The organism is Nostoc sp. FACHB-110 (genome assembly GCF_014697425.1).
Taxonomy (GTDB): Bacteria; Cyanobacteriota; Cyanobacteriia; order Cyanobacteriales; family Nostocaceae; genus Nostoc_B.
The window spans coordinates 134,470-152,633 of the sequence record NZ_JACJRU010000012.1; the positions used below are offsets into that span (position 1 = coordinate 134,470).

At 41.5% G+C, this 18,164-nt stretch carries 14 protein-coding genes and 1 tRNA gene; 7 read left to right on the forward strand and 8 right to left on the reverse strand.

From position 1 onward, the window contains the following. Window positions 1-843: 843 nt before the first annotated feature. Window positions 844-2,139 carry a glycosyltransferase family 4 protein gene (locus H6G69_RS14095; RefSeq protein WP_190687749.1) on the forward strand — a complete coding sequence of 432 codons (1,296 nt, stop codon included), beginning with the start codon at window positions 844-846 and terminating at the stop codon, window positions 2,137-2,139. 300 nt (window positions 2,140-2,439) lie between these two features. After that, window positions 2,440-2,640, forward strand: a complete 201-nt coding sequence (locus H6G69_RS14100) for a hypothetical protein (protein WP_190687752.1) — start codon at window positions 2,440-2,442, stop codon at window positions 2,638-2,640. A 289-nt stretch (window positions 2,641-2,929) separates the two neighbouring features. Here H6G69_RS14100 and H6G69_RS14105 read toward each other — a convergent pair whose 3' ends face one another. Continuing rightward, the gene (locus tag H6G69_RS14105) at window positions 2,930-3,610 is read right to left on the reverse strand and encodes a GntR family transcriptional regulator (RefSeq protein ID WP_190687755.1); all 681 of its coding nucleotides are present in this window, start codon (window positions 3,608-3,610) and stop codon (window positions 2,930-2,932) included. A gap of 87 nt (window positions 3,611-3,697) precedes the next feature. Between H6G69_RS14105 and H6G69_RS14110 the strand changes: the two genes are divergently transcribed. Both H6G69_RS14110 and H6G69_RS14115 read left to right on the forward strand, forming a co-directional pair. Then, window positions 3,698-5,302 carry a 2-isopropylmalate synthase gene (locus tag H6G69_RS14110; RefSeq protein WP_190687757.1) on the forward strand — a complete coding sequence of 535 codons (1,605 nt, stop codon included), beginning with the start codon at window positions 3,698-3,700 and terminating at the stop codon, window positions 5,300-5,302. Window positions 5,303-6,006: 704 nt separating this feature from the next. After that, on the forward strand, window positions 6,007-8,292 hold the full coding sequence (locus tag H6G69_RS14115) for a glycoside hydrolase family 65 protein (protein WP_190687760.1): 2,286 nt from the start codon (window positions 6,007-6,009) through the stop codon (window positions 8,290-8,292). Window positions 8,293-8,493: 201 nt separating this feature from the next. Here the strand turns inward: H6G69_RS14115 and H6G69_RS14120 are convergent, their stop codons facing one another. From H6G69_RS14120 to H6G69_RS14140, 5 genes are all read right to left on the reverse strand, one after another. Further along, a complete protein-coding gene (locus H6G69_RS14120; RefSeq protein WP_190687763.1) occupies window positions 8,494-9,819 on the reverse strand; it encodes a CO2 hydration protein in 1,326 nt (441 codons plus the stop codon). Between the two features lie 27 nt (window positions 9,820-9,846). Further along, window positions 9,847-10,443, reverse strand: a complete 597-nt coding sequence (locus H6G69_RS14125; RefSeq protein ID WP_190687766.1) for a CDP-alcohol phosphatidyltransferase family protein — start codon at window positions 10,441-10,443, stop codon at window positions 9,847-9,849. Between the two features lie 33 nt (window positions 10,444-10,476). Then, complete coding sequence (locus tag H6G69_RS14130; RefSeq protein WP_190687770.1) at window positions 10,477-11,979, reverse strand: NADH-quinone oxidoreductase subunit M; 1,503 nt, start codon at window positions 11,977-11,979, stop codon at window positions 10,477-10,479. 37 nt (window positions 11,980-12,016) lie between these two features. After that, window positions 12,017-13,876 (reverse strand): NAD(P)H-quinone oxidoreductase subunit F, encoded by a 1,860-nt coding sequence (locus tag H6G69_RS14135; RefSeq protein WP_190687772.1) that lies wholly within the window; start codon window positions 13,874-13,876, stop codon window positions 12,017-12,019. A gap of 523 nt (window positions 13,877-14,399) precedes the next feature. Then, window positions 14,400-14,909 carry a GNAT family N-acetyltransferase gene (locus H6G69_RS14140; protein WP_190687775.1) on the reverse strand — a complete coding sequence of 170 codons (510 nt, stop codon included), beginning with the start codon at window positions 14,907-14,909 and terminating at the stop codon, window positions 14,400-14,402. A 165-nt stretch (window positions 14,910-15,074) separates the two neighbouring features. Here H6G69_RS14140 and H6G69_RS14145 point away from each other — a divergent pair. After that, window positions 15,075-15,161 (forward strand) — tRNA-Ser (locus H6G69_RS14145). 83 nt (window positions 15,162-15,244) lie between these two features. Here H6G69_RS14145 and queA read toward each other — a convergent pair. After that, a complete protein-coding gene (gene queA / locus H6G69_RS14150) occupies window positions 15,245-16,411 on the reverse strand; it encodes a tRNA preQ1(34) S-adenosylmethionine ribosyltransferase-isomerase QueA (RefSeq protein WP_190687777.1) in 1,167 nt (388 codons plus the stop codon). A gap of 220 nt (window positions 16,412-16,631) precedes the next feature. On the opposite strand from queA, the gene H6G69_RS14155 reads away from it, so the two are divergent. Continuing rightward, entirely contained in the window at window positions 16,632-17,021 is a 390-nt protein-coding gene (locus tag H6G69_RS14155; protein WP_190687779.1) for a DUF732 domain-containing protein, read from the forward strand. A 100-nt stretch (window positions 17,022-17,121) separates the two neighbouring features. Here H6G69_RS14155 and H6G69_RS14160 read toward each other — a convergent pair whose 3' ends face one another. Beyond that, window positions 17,122-17,631, reverse strand: coding sequence for a YraN family protein (locus H6G69_RS14160; RefSeq protein ID WP_190687782.1), 510 nt, complete (start codon window positions 17,629-17,631; stop codon window positions 17,122-17,124). A gap of 13 nt (window positions 17,632-17,644) precedes the next feature. On the opposite strand from H6G69_RS14160, the gene H6G69_RS14165 reads away from it, so the two are divergent. Next, complete coding sequence (locus H6G69_RS14165) at window positions 17,645-18,151, forward strand: pentapeptide repeat-containing protein (protein WP_190687785.1); 507 nt, start codon at window positions 17,645-17,647, stop codon at window positions 18,149-18,151. The last annotated feature ends 13 nt before the right edge of the window (window positions 18,152-18,164 follow it).

Below are 18,164 nucleotides of genomic sequence, written 5' to 3' on the forward strand. Positions count from 1 at the left end.
TTGTTTAGCAATGACGGCTGTCGGAATTTAGCTTTGTGACTTAGCGAGTTTGAGATCATTGAAGAATTAATGGCTGTACAGGCATTTTATTCAGTTTTTTATCAAAATTTACCAGCGATCGCTCAAGATATCGAAAATGTTAAGTATTCAGGAGTCATAAGCCAAGCGTCAGAATGTGAGAAAATTTCATCACATTCTTCAGGGTAATAATAGACTCTCTATCCTCAACTACTCTTAACTTCTGACTTCTGAGTTCTGTTTGCCGAATCCTGAATCAAAAATTACTTGAATTTTTCACTATTCCCATCAATTCAAATAACAGTGATATAATATCACACTGATTAATCATCATTTGGGATATTTATGTCAAGATATTTTATTAATGCTCATCTTTACGAGTAAGTTTATACATTAAATACTATTAATAGGCATATCATCTGCTACTCCTTAAATAGGTATAGTAGTTATAAATGAATGACAAATAAATTACTCTTACTCTCTCTTCTCTGATACCACTCCTGCGTCTAAAAATCAATCTAATTGCTATATTTTCCAGTCAAGTAGAACGCAGTTTGACTTTATTACTTGATACGTGTAACATTCAATTAAAATTTAAAATTTCTATGAAATAATCAAAACCTAACAAAGTTCTTGCGTAAAATGTTACAATCTCCAAAAATAAATGCTCAGTACTAACTGCCTGTTAAATAAAAGTGTCAAAAAATAAATTCTTTGGGAATTACAGTCAGGAGTAGCACATATATGTATGGAGATTCAATAATTCAATATTTAGAAAAATACTGGAAAATTTCTGCAAGACTTAACAAAATTTATACTTAACTCATGCAAATTCTGATTTATTCCTATAACTACCATCCAGAGCCAATTGGAATAGCACCTTTGATGACTGAACTAGCAGAAGGGCTAGTGAAGCAAGGTCATGAGGTCAGGGTAATTACAGGAATGCCCAACTATCCACAGCGAGAAATTTATCCTGAATATCAAGGTAAGTGGTACGTTACAGAAAAAGTTAATGGAGTCACAATTCAACGCAGTTACTTGCGGATTAAATCAAAACCAAATTTAATCGATAGGTTGTTATTAGAGTTAAGTTTTATTATTACCAGTTTACCGCAAGCGATTAAAGGTAAACGACCAGATGTCATTCTCCTGACGATTCCACCTTTGTTAGTCACACTGCCAGCAGCTTTGTTAGGAAAAATATACAACTGTCCAGTAATTTTGAATGTCCAGGATATCTTGCCAGAAGCAGCGGTGCGCGTTGGCTTAATGACCAACAAATGGATGATTCGATTTTGCGAAGTTTTAGAAAAATTTGCTTATAAAAATGCCCAAACCATTAGCGTTATTGCTGATGGTTTTTTAGAAAATTTGCTCAAAAAACAAGTACCTGCCAAAAAAATTGTTTGTATTCCTAATTGGGTAAATGTTAATTTCATTAGCCCGCTCCCAAGGGAGAATAATCCTTGGAAAATTACTCATCAATTAGATGGGAAATTTGTGGTGATGTATTCTGGCAATATAGCACTGACGCAAGGCTTAGAAACGGTAGTTGCGGCTGCGGCTTGTTTACGTCACATTCCTCATATTACTTTTGTCATTGCAGGGGAAGCGATCGCACTGGCCAGATTACAGCAGTATTGTTTATCTTGTGGGGCGGATAATGTTTTACTGTTGCCATTACAACCCCGCGAACAACTTCCACAAATGCTAGCCGCAGCGGATGTAGGTTTGATTGTGCAAAAGCGAAATGTGATTTCCTTTAATATGCCTTCTAAAATTCCCTTGCTGTTAGCTAGTGGTCGTCCCATCATTGGTTCAGTACCTGCTAGTGGTACAGCAGCCACAGCAATTAAAGAAAGCGGTGGTGGGATAATTGTCGAGCCAGAATCAGCCCAAGCTTTAGCTGATGCAGTGTTGCAGTTATATCACAATCAGCACCTAGGGGAGCAGTTAGGTAAGAAGGGCAGACAATTTGCTCTAGAGCATTATGCTTTTGAACAGGCAATAACCAGGTATGAAACTGTATTTATGGATGCGATTTCTAAACGCAGATCACCAGGCGATCGCGTTTTAAAATTAAAGTCTCAAAAATCAGTAGTCGATGTTTGTAAATAAGTAGCCTCGCGTCTGAAGTTAAATATTTTTTGTCTCGGGCAAAGATGCCAATAAAAGCACAAAAACAACAGCTTTTGGTCATATCTAAAGGTTTACATCGCAAATCTTAGAGATATGACTGATTGGTAATTACAACATAAAGCTTAAAAACAGTAATTATTTTGTTACAAGTGTTAACGCTTAATGCAAATTTGTGATTGGTTTCAATAAAGAATTGTATTACTTGTAAAACAGTACATATATGTATTTATATACTGGAGATTAATTTCCACAGCGTGCAAATTGCACCAGGAGGTTCCAATGGTTCACACTTTTGAAGTGTTGGTTGATATTAAGGAATATGCCGATCAAGCCAACAATACCTATCAATGCGGAACGTCAAGATACGAGATTAACGCTGAGTCTAGAGAAAAAGCCGATGGGATGGCACGAATTCAAGCTAGAAGCGAACATCCAAGATGCACTGAGTATGATGTGAGAGTAACCAGGCTACTCAGATAAATTAAGCCCTGAATTCAACGACAAATTTTGTTCTCATTATTAAATTTTCGCTGTTTGTCAATATTATAAAAAGAGACTAGATGCTAGAGGTTAGGGACTAAAAGAACTTTAGATTTTGGATTACCGATTTTAGATTGAAAGATGATCCTAATTTAAAATCCTAAATTCAAAATTGATTCTGGCAGCACTTTTTTTAAGTTAACTACTCATGAGAAAAAACTCCAATCAAACATGAGCAACTTTCTTCTCTAGACCCTAGCCTCTAATCTCTAACCCCGATTTTTTATCACTATCGCTGTTGAGATTTTTGCAATAAATACATCACTAACTGTTCGCCTGCGGTGTCGATATGTTTTTTTAATAGCCGCACAGCAGTTTTATTATCCTGTTTTTTGCAAGCATCTAACAGTTGATAGTGTTCTTTTTGCGATCGCTCTTGATAATCCATTTGTGCCATCTGTACTCGCACATAGCGATCAATATTTACGTGCAAATTTTTCACCATCGTTAATAGTCGCGGACGTTCTGCACTGGCGTAAAGTGTAGCGTGAAATTCCCAATTGAGTTGCGCTAATAAACCTGCATCGGTGGTTTGATCTGCGGCTTCGAGAATTACTGCTGCTTTTTCTAAATCGGCTGTGCTGAGTTTTGGTATTGCTAACTGCATCGCTTTGACTTCTAAAGCACTGCGAATCTCACAAATTTCTTGCGCTTCACTTGCAGTGAGTACCGATACCATCGCGCCACGATTGAGATGCAGTGTCACTAAACCTTCTGCCTCTAATTGGCGCAATGCTTCCCGCACCGGAATGCGACTCACACCAAATTGTGTGGCGATTTCATCTTGTCTGAGAGATTGCCCTTCGTGAAAAATGCCGCGCAAAATCGCTTCCCGCAAGGCATCGGCAATTAAATCGGGAGTGCTGCGTTGTTGTTGCAGCAAGTTAGCCGCTAAATCATTTAAGTTCATATTTTATATTGTATACAATATCCAAAAAATTGTATACAATATCCAAAGTAACAAAACATCATTCCCCTAATTCCCTGGGAGACAGTTATGAGCATTGCATCTCAAACAGACCGAGTTATCATCTTCGACACCACCTTGCGGGATGGCGAACAATCCCCAGGCGCAACCCTAAATGTAGAAGAGAAAAGCGCGATCGCTCATCAACTGGCACTCCTTGGTGTAGATGTGATAGAAGCGGGTTTTGCCGTTTCTAGTCCCGGAGATTTTGAAGCTGTCAAAACCATTGCCGAACAAGTCGGGACAGCGAATGGCCCAATCATTTGCTCTTTAGCCAGAGCCACCCGTAAAGATATTCAAGCCGCCGCCGAAGCCTTAAAACCTGCGGCGCGTCCGCGAATTCATACGATGATTTCGACATCGGATATTCACTTGCAATATCAGTTGAAAAAGTCTCGTAGCGAAGTTTTGGCAATTACCCAAGAAATGGTGGCCTATGCCAAATCCTTTGTTGAAGATGTAGAATTCTCGCCGATGGATGCTAGCCGGACAGAAGTAGAGTTTTTGTATCAGGTATTAGAAACTGCGATCGCATCTGGCGCAACCACCATCAATATTCCCGATACTGTCGGTTACTGCACACCCAAAGATATGGGAATTCTCATTCAAGGTATTCGGGAAAATGTGCCAAATATTGACCGAGTAATTCTTTCCATCCACACCCAAAATGATTTGGGTTTAGCGACAGCCAACGCTTTAGCGGCAATTGAACATGGTGTGCGTCAAGTGGAGTGTACAATTAACGGCATTGGCGAACGTGCCGGAAATGCGGCCTTAGAAGAAATTGTCATGGCATTGCAAGTACGCAAACATTACTTCAACTCATATTTTGGCCGTTCTGTAGATTCAGATGTACCTCTAACCAATATCAACACCCAGGAAATTTATAAAACCTCTTCCTTGGTTTCGCAATTAACTGGAATACTCATTCAGCCGAATAAAGCAATTGTCGGAGCAAACGCTTTTGCTCATGAATCTGGCATTCATCAAGATGGCATCATTAAGCATCGCCAAACTTACGAAATTATGGAAGCTGCATCTATTGGCTTACCAGAAAACCGGATTGTTCTGGGTAAGCACTCTGGACGCAACGCCTTTCGCACCAGGCTGAAAGAATTAGGCTTTGAACTGAATGAAGCTGATTTAAACAAAGCCTTCAACCGCTTTAAAGAAGTGGCTGACAAGAAAAAAGAAATGTCTGATTTAGATTTAGAAGCCATTGTTCGGGATGAAACGCAAATTCAAGTAGAAAGCGGTTTTCAACTCGAACACGTCCAAGTGATTTGCGGTGACTGCACTTGTCCCACCGCGACAATTACAGTTGTCACTCCCGATGGCAAAATTCTTACAGATGCAAGTGTCGGTACTGGGCCAGTAGATGCAGTTTATCAAACAATGAACCGCTTAGTGCAGATTCCTAATCAATTAATTGAGTTTTCTGTGCAATCAGTCACCGGCGGAATTGATGCTTTAGGAACTGTGACAATTCGCTTGGCTTATGAAGAACGCATCTTTTCGGGACAAGCATCTGATACGGATATTGTAGTAGCTGCCGCTTATGCTTATCTGAATGCGGTCAATCGCCTCTATCGTTACTTGCAAGCTCAGAAAATTCCGGCTCAGGTAAGCTGTTAACCATTGAGTTTGCACATTGAGGCCGCAAGGGGGCAGGGAGCAGGGAGAAAGGGAGAGGGTTTGCAGCTTTTATCACCATGAAAATGATGCAATTTAAATGACTATTAGCTTAGGCAAATAAACAGTCATCAGTAACGACACTCGCAACCCCGACTTTTTCAACAAGCCGGGGTTGTAATTGGTATGTAATCTCAGTAGATCACAAATTTATCGGTTTAGGCAGGGTGTAGGGTGTGGGGTGTGGGGTGTAGGGGAAGAAAAGTTAATTAGAGTGAGTAAATTCAATCTATCATCATCAAAAAGCCATACTTTTGCGAAAACTTTTTGATGATTGAGGTTAGTATGACAAACTTTTTGCTGAGGCTGCTAATATTCAATGGTCGAAAAAATTGAAGAAGGCAATCCCGATAAGCAATTGTATTCAAAATATCAATTAATTGACAAATTAATTACTGTTGGTGATGTAAATAAATAAATTTATGAATTGGTAGAAAGACTGAATCTTTTAAATTAGAACTACGCTATTAATAACATCTAGCTATAGAGGGATGAAATTAGGAGCGTTATGATAATTCAAACAGTCAAAGTTAGCTGGTGAAAGTAAATTCAGGTATCTGCCTTTAAGGTAAGGATGCAGTTAATTTTAACTCCTAACTATAAATTTCATTCTACCGAACACTACAGTAATTTAGGTTTAATTGCTCATGCTTGATGAAGGATCTATTGCCAAATCTGCATCTACTCAGCAAATGTTTGACGCTACCGGATGGAACATTATTGAAACAGAATTTGACCCCAAACAGCTACACCATAAAGAAACGGTTTTTACCCTCAGTAATGGCTATCTAGGAACGCGGGGAAGCTTTGAGGAAGGCTATCCCCAAGATAAAGCTGCAACGCTGATTAATGGTGTTTATGATGATGTGGAAATTGCCTATACAGAATTGGTGAATTGTCCGAATTGGTTGCCGTTGGCAGTGATTGTGGCAGGCGATCGCTTTAGTATGGATTCTGGAGAGATTTTAAAATACGAGCGCCGCCTAGACCTACGTTTAGGTTTACTGAGTCGTGATGTGCGTTGGCGCAGTCCCCAAGGTCATACCCTAGATTTACATTTTGAGCGTTTTACTGGTTTAGCAGATCCTCATATTCTAGGAATGCGCTGTCAAATCACATCTTTAGACTTTACTGGAGAAATCACCATTGAAGCAGAAATCACAGCCGTACCAACAACCGAAGGTATTCCCCATTGGCAGACTATACATCAAGGTGGCTTCGACCAAATTATCTGGCAAGAAAGCCAAACTCTACATTCAGAAATTCACTTGGGCATGGCGGCTAAATTGGTGGTGGAAGGTGATGACAATGCACCCATCTTAGTTGAGAATTATACTGGTTTACCAATTTTGACGACTACCTTAGAATGTGCGCCAGACCAAACCTTGACTGTAGAAAAGATTGTCACAGTATTTACATCTAGAGAATGTCAGATACCGATGGCAGCGGCTTTACACAGACTAGCCGAGAAACCAAGATATAGCACTTTATTAGCTGCCCATATTGCCGCCTGGGAGCAAGTCTGGCAAGACAGCGACATTTTGATTGAAGGCGATCGCCAAGCGCAACTATGTGTGCGCTACAATCTTTTTCAAATACTTGCTGTGGCGCCTCGCGGTGATAACCAAGTAAGTATTCCCCCGAAAACTCTCTCTGGTTTTGGCTATCACGGTCATATCTTTTGGGATACAGAAATTTTCATCCTCCCTTTTCTCACCTTCACTCAGCCGTCCTTAGCCAAAAACTTACTCACATATCGCTATCACACCTTACCAGGAGCCAGGCGCAAAGCCCAAGAAGCCGGATATCAAGGCGCGATGTTTGCTTGGGAAAGTGCGACAACTGGCGATGAAGTGACTCCGCGTTGGGTTCCTAGTCCTAGCGGTGAGTTAATTCGGATTTGGTGTGGAGATATTGAAGTGCATATCACGGCTGATGTTGCTTATGCGGTATGGCACTACTGGCAAACTACCAACGATGATGAATGGATGCGCGACTATGGCGCATCCATCATCCTTGATACCGCAGTTTTTTGGGAAAGTCGGGTGCAGTGGAACGAGCAACGCCACAGCTACGATATTTTAGATGTGATTGGCCCTGATGAATATCACGATCGCATCAATAATAATGCTTTTACCAATCTGATGGTACAGTGGCATTTACAATCTGCTTTGGGATTGTGGGACTGGATGAAGCAAGCTTATCCAGAAAAATCGGCTCAATTAGCGCAACAACTGAATTTAACTACCGAACGTCTACATCAATGGGCAGAAATTCAAGAACGTATCTTCATTAATCAAGACACAGCCACAGGTTTAATTGAGCAATTTGAAGGCTTTTTTCAACTAGAAGATGTTAACCTCGCTGACTACGAACCTCGAAGTAAATCTCTACAAAGTTTGTTAGGAATTGAAGCCACTAACCAAAAGCAAATTCTCAAACAGCCGGATGTATTGATGCTACTGTATTTGCTGCGCGATCGTTTTGATATTCAGACCTTAGTCAGCAACTGGGACTATTACACCCCCCGCACCGACCATACCTATGGTTCTTCTCTTGGCCCGGCAATTCAAGCTGTCTTAGCTTGCGACCTAAATCAACCCACTGAAGCATACACCCATTTTTTACGGGCGGCACTAGTAGATTTAGAAGATGTCAGACTCAATGCCCACGAAGGTATTCACGGTGCTAGTGCGGGGGCCGTTTGGCAGTCTGTTGTTTATGGGTTTGCTGGTGTGCGGATGACGCAATTTGGCCCGATAGCTTGTCCTAAATTACCACCTAGTTGGACACGCCTGAAGTTTCGCCTGCAATGGCGCAATGAGTTGTATGACTTCGACCTTTGCCAAGACAACACAATAGTGAAGGGTAAAACTTACGCATTGTGTTATAAACATCAGACAAAGATAGAGTCGAATATCGATGCACAATAGATTCAGGAGATGCGCCATCTTAATATTAAGGATAAGTCTATAGTACAAAACAATCGCAACTTAACCTTACAGAAAAATTACCGGATTTCTCACCATTATTTCCAAAGCCTAATTCAAGTTTAAATTTCGGTTTTGCCGAAACATATTCTAGATAAGGATGATGAAAAGTGAAAAATCCGGGTAAAGTTTTGCACTATTTAATTAACGATAATCTGGGGTTTGAATATTCCGCAGACGGGCAGCGTCACGCATACCATAATCGGCGCGAGTAAAGCGACTTAATTGTTGTTCAAAAAACTCACGATTTGCTTGCAAATGTTTAGGATTAGGGTCATCTAAGGGATATAAAAGCGCAGTTCTCAATGCTTGAATTACCGCAGAAGTCACATTATACATTGAGCGTTGGAAACTAATACCCAACTGAATCAACATATCGTCTTCACCACGGCAATGTTGTTTGTAATAATCAACAAGATATTGTGGTAAGAAGTGCAACATATCTTGCATTAATAATGTTGGTGGAATACCAGCAGTACCTACAGGAAAGACATCGGCGTAGAGAATGCCGTAGTGGAAATCTTTTTGGTCATCAGGCACTTGTCCGGCTTGGGCGTTGTATGATTTTGTGCCTCTAAAGGGGGCGGTGCGGTAGAATACAGCTTCTACGTAGGGTAATGCTGCTTCGTACAGCCAGGTGAAGCCTTTTGATTTGGGGATGATTTCATAGCATTCGCCACGGATATAAACATGATGGTAAATGGGACGACCAGCGATCGCAAATATGCCATTGACCAAAAAGTTCATCGCATCGGGTACGCCCTTAAACCCGCCTTCGTCGTAGATGTCGGACATTTCAAAGAATACCGGGGCCATGACTTCCCAGAATAAGCCGAGGTTAGAGTAGTATGACATCTGGCGGCACTGTTCCAAAAACATCTCCGGAAACAGTTTGTACAGTCCCAGCATTACGGGGTTGCCTTGGAAGTAGGCTTTAATTGCCCTGTCAGCGTTGGCTTTGTATTCTTCGGAGTCGAGATACGCATCAAATTGATTGACTGGCGCATACATGTGTCTATGCCAAAGCATTGCCCGCATACAAGCTTCCGCAAATTCCATGTTGATGCGATCGTGGAATAAGTGATGCAATAATTTTGGCATTTTCAAGGTTTCACCCTTTTCCATAAATGCCAAAAGTTCAGGATGGGCAGTTGCTTCACCGCGCCAAATTCTTAAATCAGCAGTATCACCAGCGTAATGATTATGCAGGTCTAAATACTTTTGAGGTAAGAAGTATTTAAAAAAGGCAAATGGCTCTAAAAATACCTGTTCAGCTATATATAATAAGTCTCGCCAGTAAAAGTCCATCGGTACAGCGTAAGCTTTATAAATACCGATAATTTGCATCAAGTTTTCTGGCGTGTCTGGTAACATTGAACCGCCTGCTTCTAAACGATGAATTACTTCCGCAAATTCATGTTTAGAAGGTGGAAGTTTAGTAGTAACAGTTTTTTCTGGAGTCTGTACCATGTTGTTTCCTGGATGTTAAATGTATTTTTAGACAGTAGAAATATCGGTTGTTTGTAATTGCTGACGTATTTTTAAAGCATGAAAAATACTCAAAACATCATGCGTCCAAACTGGCAATATTAATGTCATCGCAATTTCTTCGATGCTGTACATAGTTCCGGCAATACAAGTTAGCCATAAAGTTATGCCAGCGTAGTTAAATCCAAACAATGCCACAATGGCAATAAATAATGTAACTCCCCAAAACTTGGCTGAGTAAGTGTGATAGCTGGCGGGTTTGCCATATTTAATTAAGTTCACTATCCACCACACAATTTGAGCAAAAATCACCATCAATAAAGGAAGGCGATAAGCTATCAAAATATCTCGGTATCCCAGCCAAGCACTTAAAAAGATACAACTAAAAAGGCAGGTATCAGCCCAGCTATCAGCTTGTCGCAATTTGGCATTGCTAACACCAAGTCGCCGGGCAATAATGCCATCAAAAATGTCGGAAAGAAAAGCAGCAGTAAAAACTACTAAAAACCAAATACTCGTATCACCATCCCAAGCATCCCACAGGAGGAAGGGTGCTATTAAAAAGCGGAACATTACAAGACCACTGGGAATTAAGGTGAGATTCATATTTTCTCCTGTATCGGTTGCGTAATTCTCTTTTTACTTCAACGCAACTTGAGAAATTACGGTTTTTTCCGCAGGGGTAATTGCTGCTACCATTGCTGTGGTTGTGGTCTCACTCCAACGCACTAACCATGTAGGTTGGACTCCTAAAAAGATGATTAAGCTTGCCAAAATGAGTGCGGGTACTTTTTCAGACCACAAAACTTTGGGATAGTAGGCTAAATCATTGTCGAGTCTACCAAAACAGGTGCGGTTCAGCAGGATGACGAAATATACCGCCGTTAAACCACTGGCGACAACACATAATATTGTCGGAATGGGGAAAACAGAGAAACTGCCCTGAAAGACGATAAATTCAGCGATAAATCCTGTTAAACCGGGAATACCCGCACTAGCCATCCCACTTAATACGAGTAAGGCACTAATTAAAGGTATGCCACGAATTGGACTCATTAAACCGTTGAGTTTGTCTAACTCGCGTGTGCCGGCTTTGGCTTCCACGACTCCTACCAAATGGAAGAGAATGGCGAGGATGATGCCGTGGCTAAACATTTGGGACACTGCACCAACTAAGGCAAGAGAGGTACTAGCGGCACTGGCCAGCAATACATAGCCCATGTGACCGATAGAACTGTATGCTACCATCCGCTTGATATCTTTTTGGGCGATCGCTACTACTGCCCCATATATCGCGCTAATTGCCCCCCAAATTGCCAAGGTTGGGGCAACAGTACTCCAAGCGTTGGGGAACATCCCCATCCCAAACCGCAATAAACCATAAGTTCCCAGCTTTGCTAATACACCACCTAACAAAATGGCGATGGGTGCGGAAGCTTCCACATAAGCATCAGGTAGCCAAGTGTGGAAGGGAACGAGAGGAATTTTGATACCAAAACCAAGGATAATTCCTGCTAGTAACAGCAGTTGCAGTCCAGCAGACAGGGTTTGAGTGGAGACAGCATCAAAGGCAAAGCTAGTGGAACCTGTCAGCCACACCATACCTAAAAAGGTGGCTAAAATTAATGCGCCGGAAACAGCAGTGTAAATTAAAAATTTAATGCCAGCGTAAGCCCGTTTTTCACCGCCCCAAATTGAAATTAATAAATAGAAGGGAATTAATTCTAATTCGTAGAACAGGAAAAACAACAGTAAGTTTTCTGCGAGGAATGCTCCTGCCACACCGCCACTTACTAACAAAATCATTGAGTAAAATAAGCGGGGGCGTTCTGTATCTTTGCTGCTGCTGTAAATAGCAATCCAAGTCAGGAGGCTATTTAAAACCAGCATTAATATTGATAGCCCATCCACCCCTAATTGGTAGCTTAAACCTAGGGTTTCATTCCAAGGTAAATATTCTTGAAACTGCATCCCAGGAGTGCTGAGGTCAAATTTAAATAGGATGAATAGATTCCACAACAGGATTAAACCAGATATGGTAAGGGCTACCAAGCGCACGCGATTTGGTGGAATAGCATTACTAGGCCAAAACCCAATAATTAAAGCAGCGATGATTGGTGTCCAGATTAAAACACTCAGCATGGTAATTTAGGGATTTATAACCACAGATGACAAATGACTAAAACATTAATTCTAAAAACTGTACGCCCCAGTATGGCCATGTCACCCAAGCGCCTAAAAGACCAACGCCTAAGAGGACTGTGAAGGCGTAAGTTTGGGTTTGTCCAGAGGTGCTATATTTCAAGCCTTCGCCACCGAGGAGGGAGAACAACCCAACAAAGTTAACAATGCCATCTACTACGAAGCGGTCAACCATATCAGCAAATTTTGCCAGTTGGGCAACGCTGAAAATGATGGTTAGGCGGTAGAGTTTGGGGGTGTAAAAGTCGTAAGCTAACAAGTCTTGCAAACCTTTCCAGGGTAAGCGGACTGGTTTGGGAATGTTGCCGAGGTAAATTACGCCACCGACGCTACAACCAAAAATACTTGACCAAATTAGTAGAAGTGCGACATCTTTATTGAGGTTTGCCCAGTCGGGTAAGAGTGATAAGCTTTGCAACACTAAAGGTAAATGGAGGACAAATCCGAATAAAATTACCATTGGCAATACCATCGGCCAGTGAACTTCAGGCGATCGCTCACTCATTTGCTTAGGTTTACCACCAAAAATCAAGCCAAATTCTCTAGCTAAACTAACGGCTGTCAATGCGTTAACTGCTATAACTATCCCAACTAGCCAAGGTTGAGTTCCCCATAACCCATCGGCTAATTTCATCAATGCCCAAAAGCTACCAAGTGGTGGGAAACCAATTAATCCTAATGTGCCGATAATAAACGCTAAACCAGAGATGGGACGACGTGACCATAAACCACCTAGTTGGGTGATATCTTGGCTGATGCTATTCCAAATCACGCCGCCAGTACTCATTACTAACAAGGCAGCAGATAAGGCGTGGGTAAGTACTAGTAACAGTGCAGCATCATCTTGCTGTGTGCCTACAGCAATGAACACTAACCCCATGTAAGCACTCACAGAATAAGATTGGCAGCGTTTAACGTCAATTTGCGCGATCGCAATTAACGAAGCACCAATAGCTGTCACCGACCCAATCGCTACCATCACAGTAGAAACTAAGGGTGATAAAGTTAACACTGGTTGCAGTTTAATCAGTACCCATGCACCACTGGCTACAACTACCGAGTTCCGCAAAATTGTACTGGGAACAGGGCCTTCCATCGCTTCATCTAACCACAAGTGCAGGGGGAATTGGGCGCATTTACCCATCGGCCCGGCAATTAAGGCTAAACCCACTAAGGTAATTACTGTGGGGTCAACTTCCGCAGTTTTCGCCCATACAGCCAGTTCGTTGTAATCCCAGGTTCCCGCCAGAGGCCATAAACCTAAAACCCCAATCAGCAGAAACAAGTCTCCTACCCGTTTGGTTAAGAAAGCGTCTCTCGCACCTGTTACCACCAAGGGTTGACTAAACCATAAACCTACTAACAAGTAGGTTCCCAAGGTGAGGACTTCGAGGATTACATAACTAAAGAACAAGTTATTACATAAGGCAAGGGCGCACAATCCCGCTTCAAATAGTCCTAATAAAGAATAGAAGCGTCCCCAACCCCAATCCATTTCCATGTAACCAATAGCGTAAATCTGTGCTAACAAATTTAAACCACTGATTACTACTAACGCGCCTACACTAATTGACGAAAGTTCAACAGCAATGGTCAAATCTAAACCTGCTGTTGATAGCCAATGAATAAATACTTCTTGGGGTGGATGATTCCAAGTTGCTTGTAAGGCGATCGCACTATGGACAAACGCCAAAAATGTCATTACTAAATTTACATAACCTGCTGGCCTTGGCCCAGTTTTGCGGATGATCCCCGGCGACCAAGGTACGGCTAAAAGCCCACCAATTAAGGCATATAAAGGAACTAGCCAAACAGTCTCTAGTAGAAACTGAGCCATGAAAATACCCCTAGATTTAAACAGAAATTAGTGTTTTGGCACCAAATTGCTTTGATCCCGCCACTATGCACTATTCAAAAACGCAAGTTTATATTTGCTTAATTTTGTTAGATTAAGCTTACCGTTATCTGAGGCAAAAGGGAATTAGTTGATTAGATAAATCAGCGATAATTACTCTAATTAATTCTTATATATCTATGGATTGAATTAATAAATATCATCTATTGATTAATATCTATGGTTTTTCCATAGATGAATCAATATAGTAATCATTATTCATATCGTGGGATCAGTCTGTTCCAGGTATGAAGATACATCATGACGATGAATCACCCTTTCACCCACTTTTCCAACTTCAGACTTCAGACTTCAGACTTCAGACTTCAGACTTCAGACTTCAGACTTCAGACTTCAGACTTCAGACTTCAGACTTCAAACTTCAGACTTCAAACTTCAGACTTCAGACTTCAGACTTCAGACTTCAGACTTCAGACTTCAGACTTCAGACTTCAGACTTCAGACTTCAGACTTCAGACTTCTTTTCCCCGATTCGCAAACCCATAATAATTAAGTCCCGTTCTATCCCATCTAATTGGGCAACTTGAGGCAAATATCCCCAACGTTGAAAACCTGATGTTTCAAATAACTTTAAACTTGGTTGATTATGGGCAAAAATAAAACCTAAAAGCGTTTTTAAACCTAATGTAGGGCTTTGCTCAATGGCTTGATCTAAAAGTTTTCGTCCCAAACCGCAACGATGAAAAGCTGGGGAAATGTAAATACTCAGTTCAGCAGTCGAATCATAAGCTGGCCGTCCATAAAAAGATTGAAAACTGAGCCAGCCTGCAATTATTGCCTGTTGTTCAATTACCCACAAAGGACGACAAGTAGGAGAGCGCCCATAAAACCAAGCGCGGCGACTTTCCACAGATATCGGGTCTAAATCAGCAGTGGCGAGACGGCTAGGAATTGCAGCATTGTAAATAGCTACGATCTCAGGTAAATCAGTTTCAGTTGCATGGCGGATAGTCATCACTGCCGAATGAGAAACAATATTGTAGAAAATATTCAAAAATCATACAGTGTTCATCACAGGAATTCTATGCCTGCTGGATCTAGAATAGGTGTCACAGCAGGCGATCGCTTTTTTTATCAGTATGCTATAATTGGATATCTATTGCCTTGTATATCCCTACCTGGAGAGGTGGCAGAGCGGTTGAATGCGGCGCACTCGAAATGCGTTTTGGCGGCAACGTCAACGGGGGTTCGAATCCCCCCCTCTCCGTTGTCAGCAAGACAGGGCAAAGGTTTGAAGTTTTGCCTTGTTTATATTAACTTTTCCATTGCTTGAAGTTTGCTGAAATACCTTTACTCAGCATTTAGCGCTTCTTTGGCTTCTGGCAAAATCAGCATCGCATCACCGAAAGAATAGAAACGGTATCGGCTAGCGATCGCTTCTTGGTAGATTTTCAATAGGCGTTTTCTACCAATCAAAGCACTCACCAACATTAACAAACTTGAACGCGGTAGGTGAAAATTAGTAATTAACCCATCTACTACCCGCCATTGGTAGCCAGGATAGATAAATAAGTTAGTTTTGCCACAAAATGGTTGCAATTCTCCAAATTGGGCTGCGCCTTCTAAGGTGCGGACTACTGTTGTGCCGACAGCAATAATTCTGCCACCAGCCGCTTGCGTAGCGCGGATTTGTTCTACTGTAGCAGCAGGTACTTCAATCCATTCTTCGTGCATTTCGTGGGTAGTGACATCTTCAACTTCCACCGGACGAAATGTGCCGACACCAACATGAAGGGTCACAAAAGCTTGATTAATGCCGCGATCGCGCAATGTTGTTAGCAGTTCTGGTGTAAAATGTAACCCAGCCGTTGGTGCTGCGATCGCTCCTGGTTGTTGGGCATAGACAGTTTGATACTGTTCATCAGCAGCTTGGGTAGTTGTGATATAGGGCGGTAAAGGAATTTCCCCAAAAGTATCTAACACTTCTACCAGTGACTTTCCTGCTGGCAGATTAAACTGCAACAATCTTCCTCCCGTGGCTGTATCAGTTTCCAAAACTTTCGCTGTCAGCGTAGAATTTTGCGACAAACCCCCCGCTTTACTAGGAAAAATAATTTCTGAACCAGTTTTAAAACGCTTACCAGGTTTAACTAAAGCTAACCAACAGTTATGTTGCCGTTCTTCTAAAAGTAAGACTTCAATTTCTGCACCAGTAGACTTATAACCATAAAGCCTTGCCGGAATCACCCTGGTATTATTCATGACCAGCAAATCCCCAGGGCGGAGAAATTCGGGTAAATCACGAAAAATATGATGTAGTGGTGCTGTTGTGTCGCCTGTACTAGGAGAATTCACCACTAACAAGCGAGAACTGTCTCTGGGAACTACAGGATTTTGGGCAATTAGTTCTGGAGGCAGTAAGTAATCATATCCAGCTAAGGAACAATCTAATTGTGTATCTTCTCGCTCTGGGGCAGTAACTTTATTAAAATTTTCTGTTGTTATTTGTGGCTCCATTGAAAGTTATGTTACTTTTTACAGGTTTATCTGATATTTTCTAAGGAAATACCCAATTTAGTTCATCAAGATTTAAGATTGACATCATTGAGCAATAGGCAATGACCCATCTAAATTGGGTAAAACTCCCCATAGGAAGACGGGGGCTTCTACCCTACCAAGAAATGAATCTATTGATGAAGATAGAAGTGTAGGATTGGCTTTGATCCCAAGCACCAACATGGAATACTTGTATTACCTGGCAAATGCCAGTCTAACCTTGAGGGCTGTACAACATTTGCACGCTAGACCTCAGTTACCTGTCTCTTTCGTTACTGTCATTCATCAGATTGATGGCTGGGTGGTTAGGATCAAACTCAAAAGTCAAATTTCAGCCCAAGACGATGGGGATTTTCGGGCTTTTCTTAACGAATTGGGAATTAGCTACGAACCACCAATGCGGGTACAAATGGCACTTTGGAGTTTGGAAGCAGGGCAATCTCCTGTAGATGTGATGCGTCGCTATCAAGTAGCGATCGTCTCTCATGGTAGCCCAGAGCGAGAAGAAATTGAAGCATTTCGACAACAGTTTGTCAGAGGATTAGGTTATTGTCCAGAAACTTTGGCTTGAAACTGTTGATTGTGAGGGTGAATAGAAAGAATTTCTAATTGGTCGATTGCTGTTGAGATATTGAAGCCATTACCAATGACTTATTCGCCCTCATCTCAATTCAGAAGATTGAAGCATCAAAAGCTGCGGGGATATATTCTTGAAGATATAATTCGTATCCAGGCAGCGATAAACTAAATAAAGCATCCGGGGCCGAAATTACCCCGGTTTTTAATTGTGATTTTTGCTGATAAGACACAACAGCCACATCAAAGCGACAGTTATAGTCTGCTTTTTCGGGATATTTAGCTAGATATACCTGGGCTGTTCGCCACAGTTTTGTTTGCTTTTGCGCGGTAATAGCACTCCGCCCTCCATCATCCCAATTATTTGGGCTACGAGTTTTTACTTCCACAAATGCAAGTGTCAAGTTCTGAGTGTTGAGTAAAATATTTTTACTCGGTTCCTGTGTCTCTCCCCCTTGATATTCAGCAATAATATCAATCTCTCCCCAACGGCAATTAAAGCGGCGATGCAGAATCAGCCAACCTGTAGACTCTAACCATTGTGTAACTAGGTCTTCACCTTGTTGACCAATATCGAGATAATGGGATGGAGGATGATTCGCCATTGGTTAAAAACCCATGAATTCTAGGTTAAGCAATCGGATTTGGGCAAGCATACTCAGTTTTGTACTGTGTTTATTTAGCATGACAGTAGCTTTCGGTGACGTGCCGAATGCTTTCGCGCTTGATTACAACAAAGAAATATTGATTGAGGCTGATTTTTCAGGACGTGATTTATCAGACTCTAGTTTTACAAAAGCTAATCTTCGCCAAAGTAACTTTAGCAATAGTAACTTGCAAGGTGTGAGCTTTTTTGCCGCTAATTTGGAGTCAGCCAATTTGCAAGGAACCAACCTCTCAAACGCTACTTTAGACTCCGCACGCCTGATTAAAGCAAACTTGACCAATGCAGTTTTAGAAGGTGCTTTTGCTGCTAATGCCAAGTTTGATGGTGCAATTGTTGATGGCGCAGATTTTACTGATGTACTGCTGCGTCCTGATGAACAAAAAAAATTGTGCAGAACGGCTAAAGGCACTAACCCAACTACAGGAAGAGATACCCGCGATACTTTATTTTGTCCGTAACAGGAGTTACAAG

Excerpts from the sequence above, each read along its gene's own strand:
- H6G69_RS14095 (WP_190687749.1), top strand. The coding sequence starts at position 844 with ATGCAAATTCTGATTTATTCCTATAACTACCATCCAGAGCCAATTGGA.
- H6G69_RS14100 (WP_190687752.1), top strand. The coding sequence starts at position 2,440 with ATGGTTCACACTTTTGAAGTGTTGGTTGATATTAAGGAATATGCCGAT.
- H6G69_RS14105 (WP_190687755.1), bottom strand. The coding sequence starts at position 3,610 with ATGAACTTAAATGATTTAGCGGCTAACTTGCTGCAACAACAACGCAGC.
- H6G69_RS14110 (WP_190687757.1), top strand. The coding sequence starts at position 3,698 with ATGAGCATTGCATCTCAAACAGACCGAGTTATCATCTTCGACACCACC.
- H6G69_RS14115 (WP_190687760.1), top strand. The coding sequence starts at position 6,007 with ATGCTTGATGAAGGATCTATTGCCAAATCTGCATCTACTCAGCAAATG.
- H6G69_RS14120 (WP_190687763.1), bottom strand. The coding sequence starts at position 9,819 with ATGGTACAGACTCCAGAAAAAACTGTTACTACTAAACTTCCACCTTCT.
- H6G69_RS14125 (WP_190687766.1), bottom strand. The coding sequence starts at position 10,443 with ATGAATCTCACCTTAATTCCCAGTGGTCTTGTAATGTTCCGCTTTTTA.
- H6G69_RS14130 (WP_190687770.1), bottom strand. The coding sequence starts at position 11,979 with ATGCTGAGTGTTTTAATCTGGACACCAATCATCGCTGCTTTAATTATT.
- H6G69_RS14135 (WP_190687772.1), bottom strand. The coding sequence starts at position 13,876 with ATGGCTCAGTTTCTACTAGAGACTGTTTGGCTAGTTCCTTTATATGCC.
- H6G69_RS14140 (WP_190687775.1), bottom strand. The coding sequence starts at position 14,909 with ATGACTATCCGCCATGCAACTGAAACTGATTTACCTGAGATCGTAGCT.
- queA (WP_190687777.1), bottom strand. The coding sequence starts at position 16,411 with ATGGAGCCACAAATAACAACAGAAAATTTTAATAAAGTTACTGCCCCA.
- H6G69_RS14155 (WP_190687779.1), top strand. The coding sequence starts at position 16,632 with ATGGAATACTTGTATTACCTGGCAAATGCCAGTCTAACCTTGAGGGCT.
- H6G69_RS14160 (WP_190687782.1), bottom strand. The coding sequence starts at position 17,631 with ATGGCGAATCATCCTCCATCCCATTATCTCGATATTGGTCAACAAGGT.
- H6G69_RS14165 (WP_190687785.1), top strand. The coding sequence starts at position 17,645 with ATGAATTCTAGGTTAAGCAATCGGATTTGGGCAAGCATACTCAGTTTT.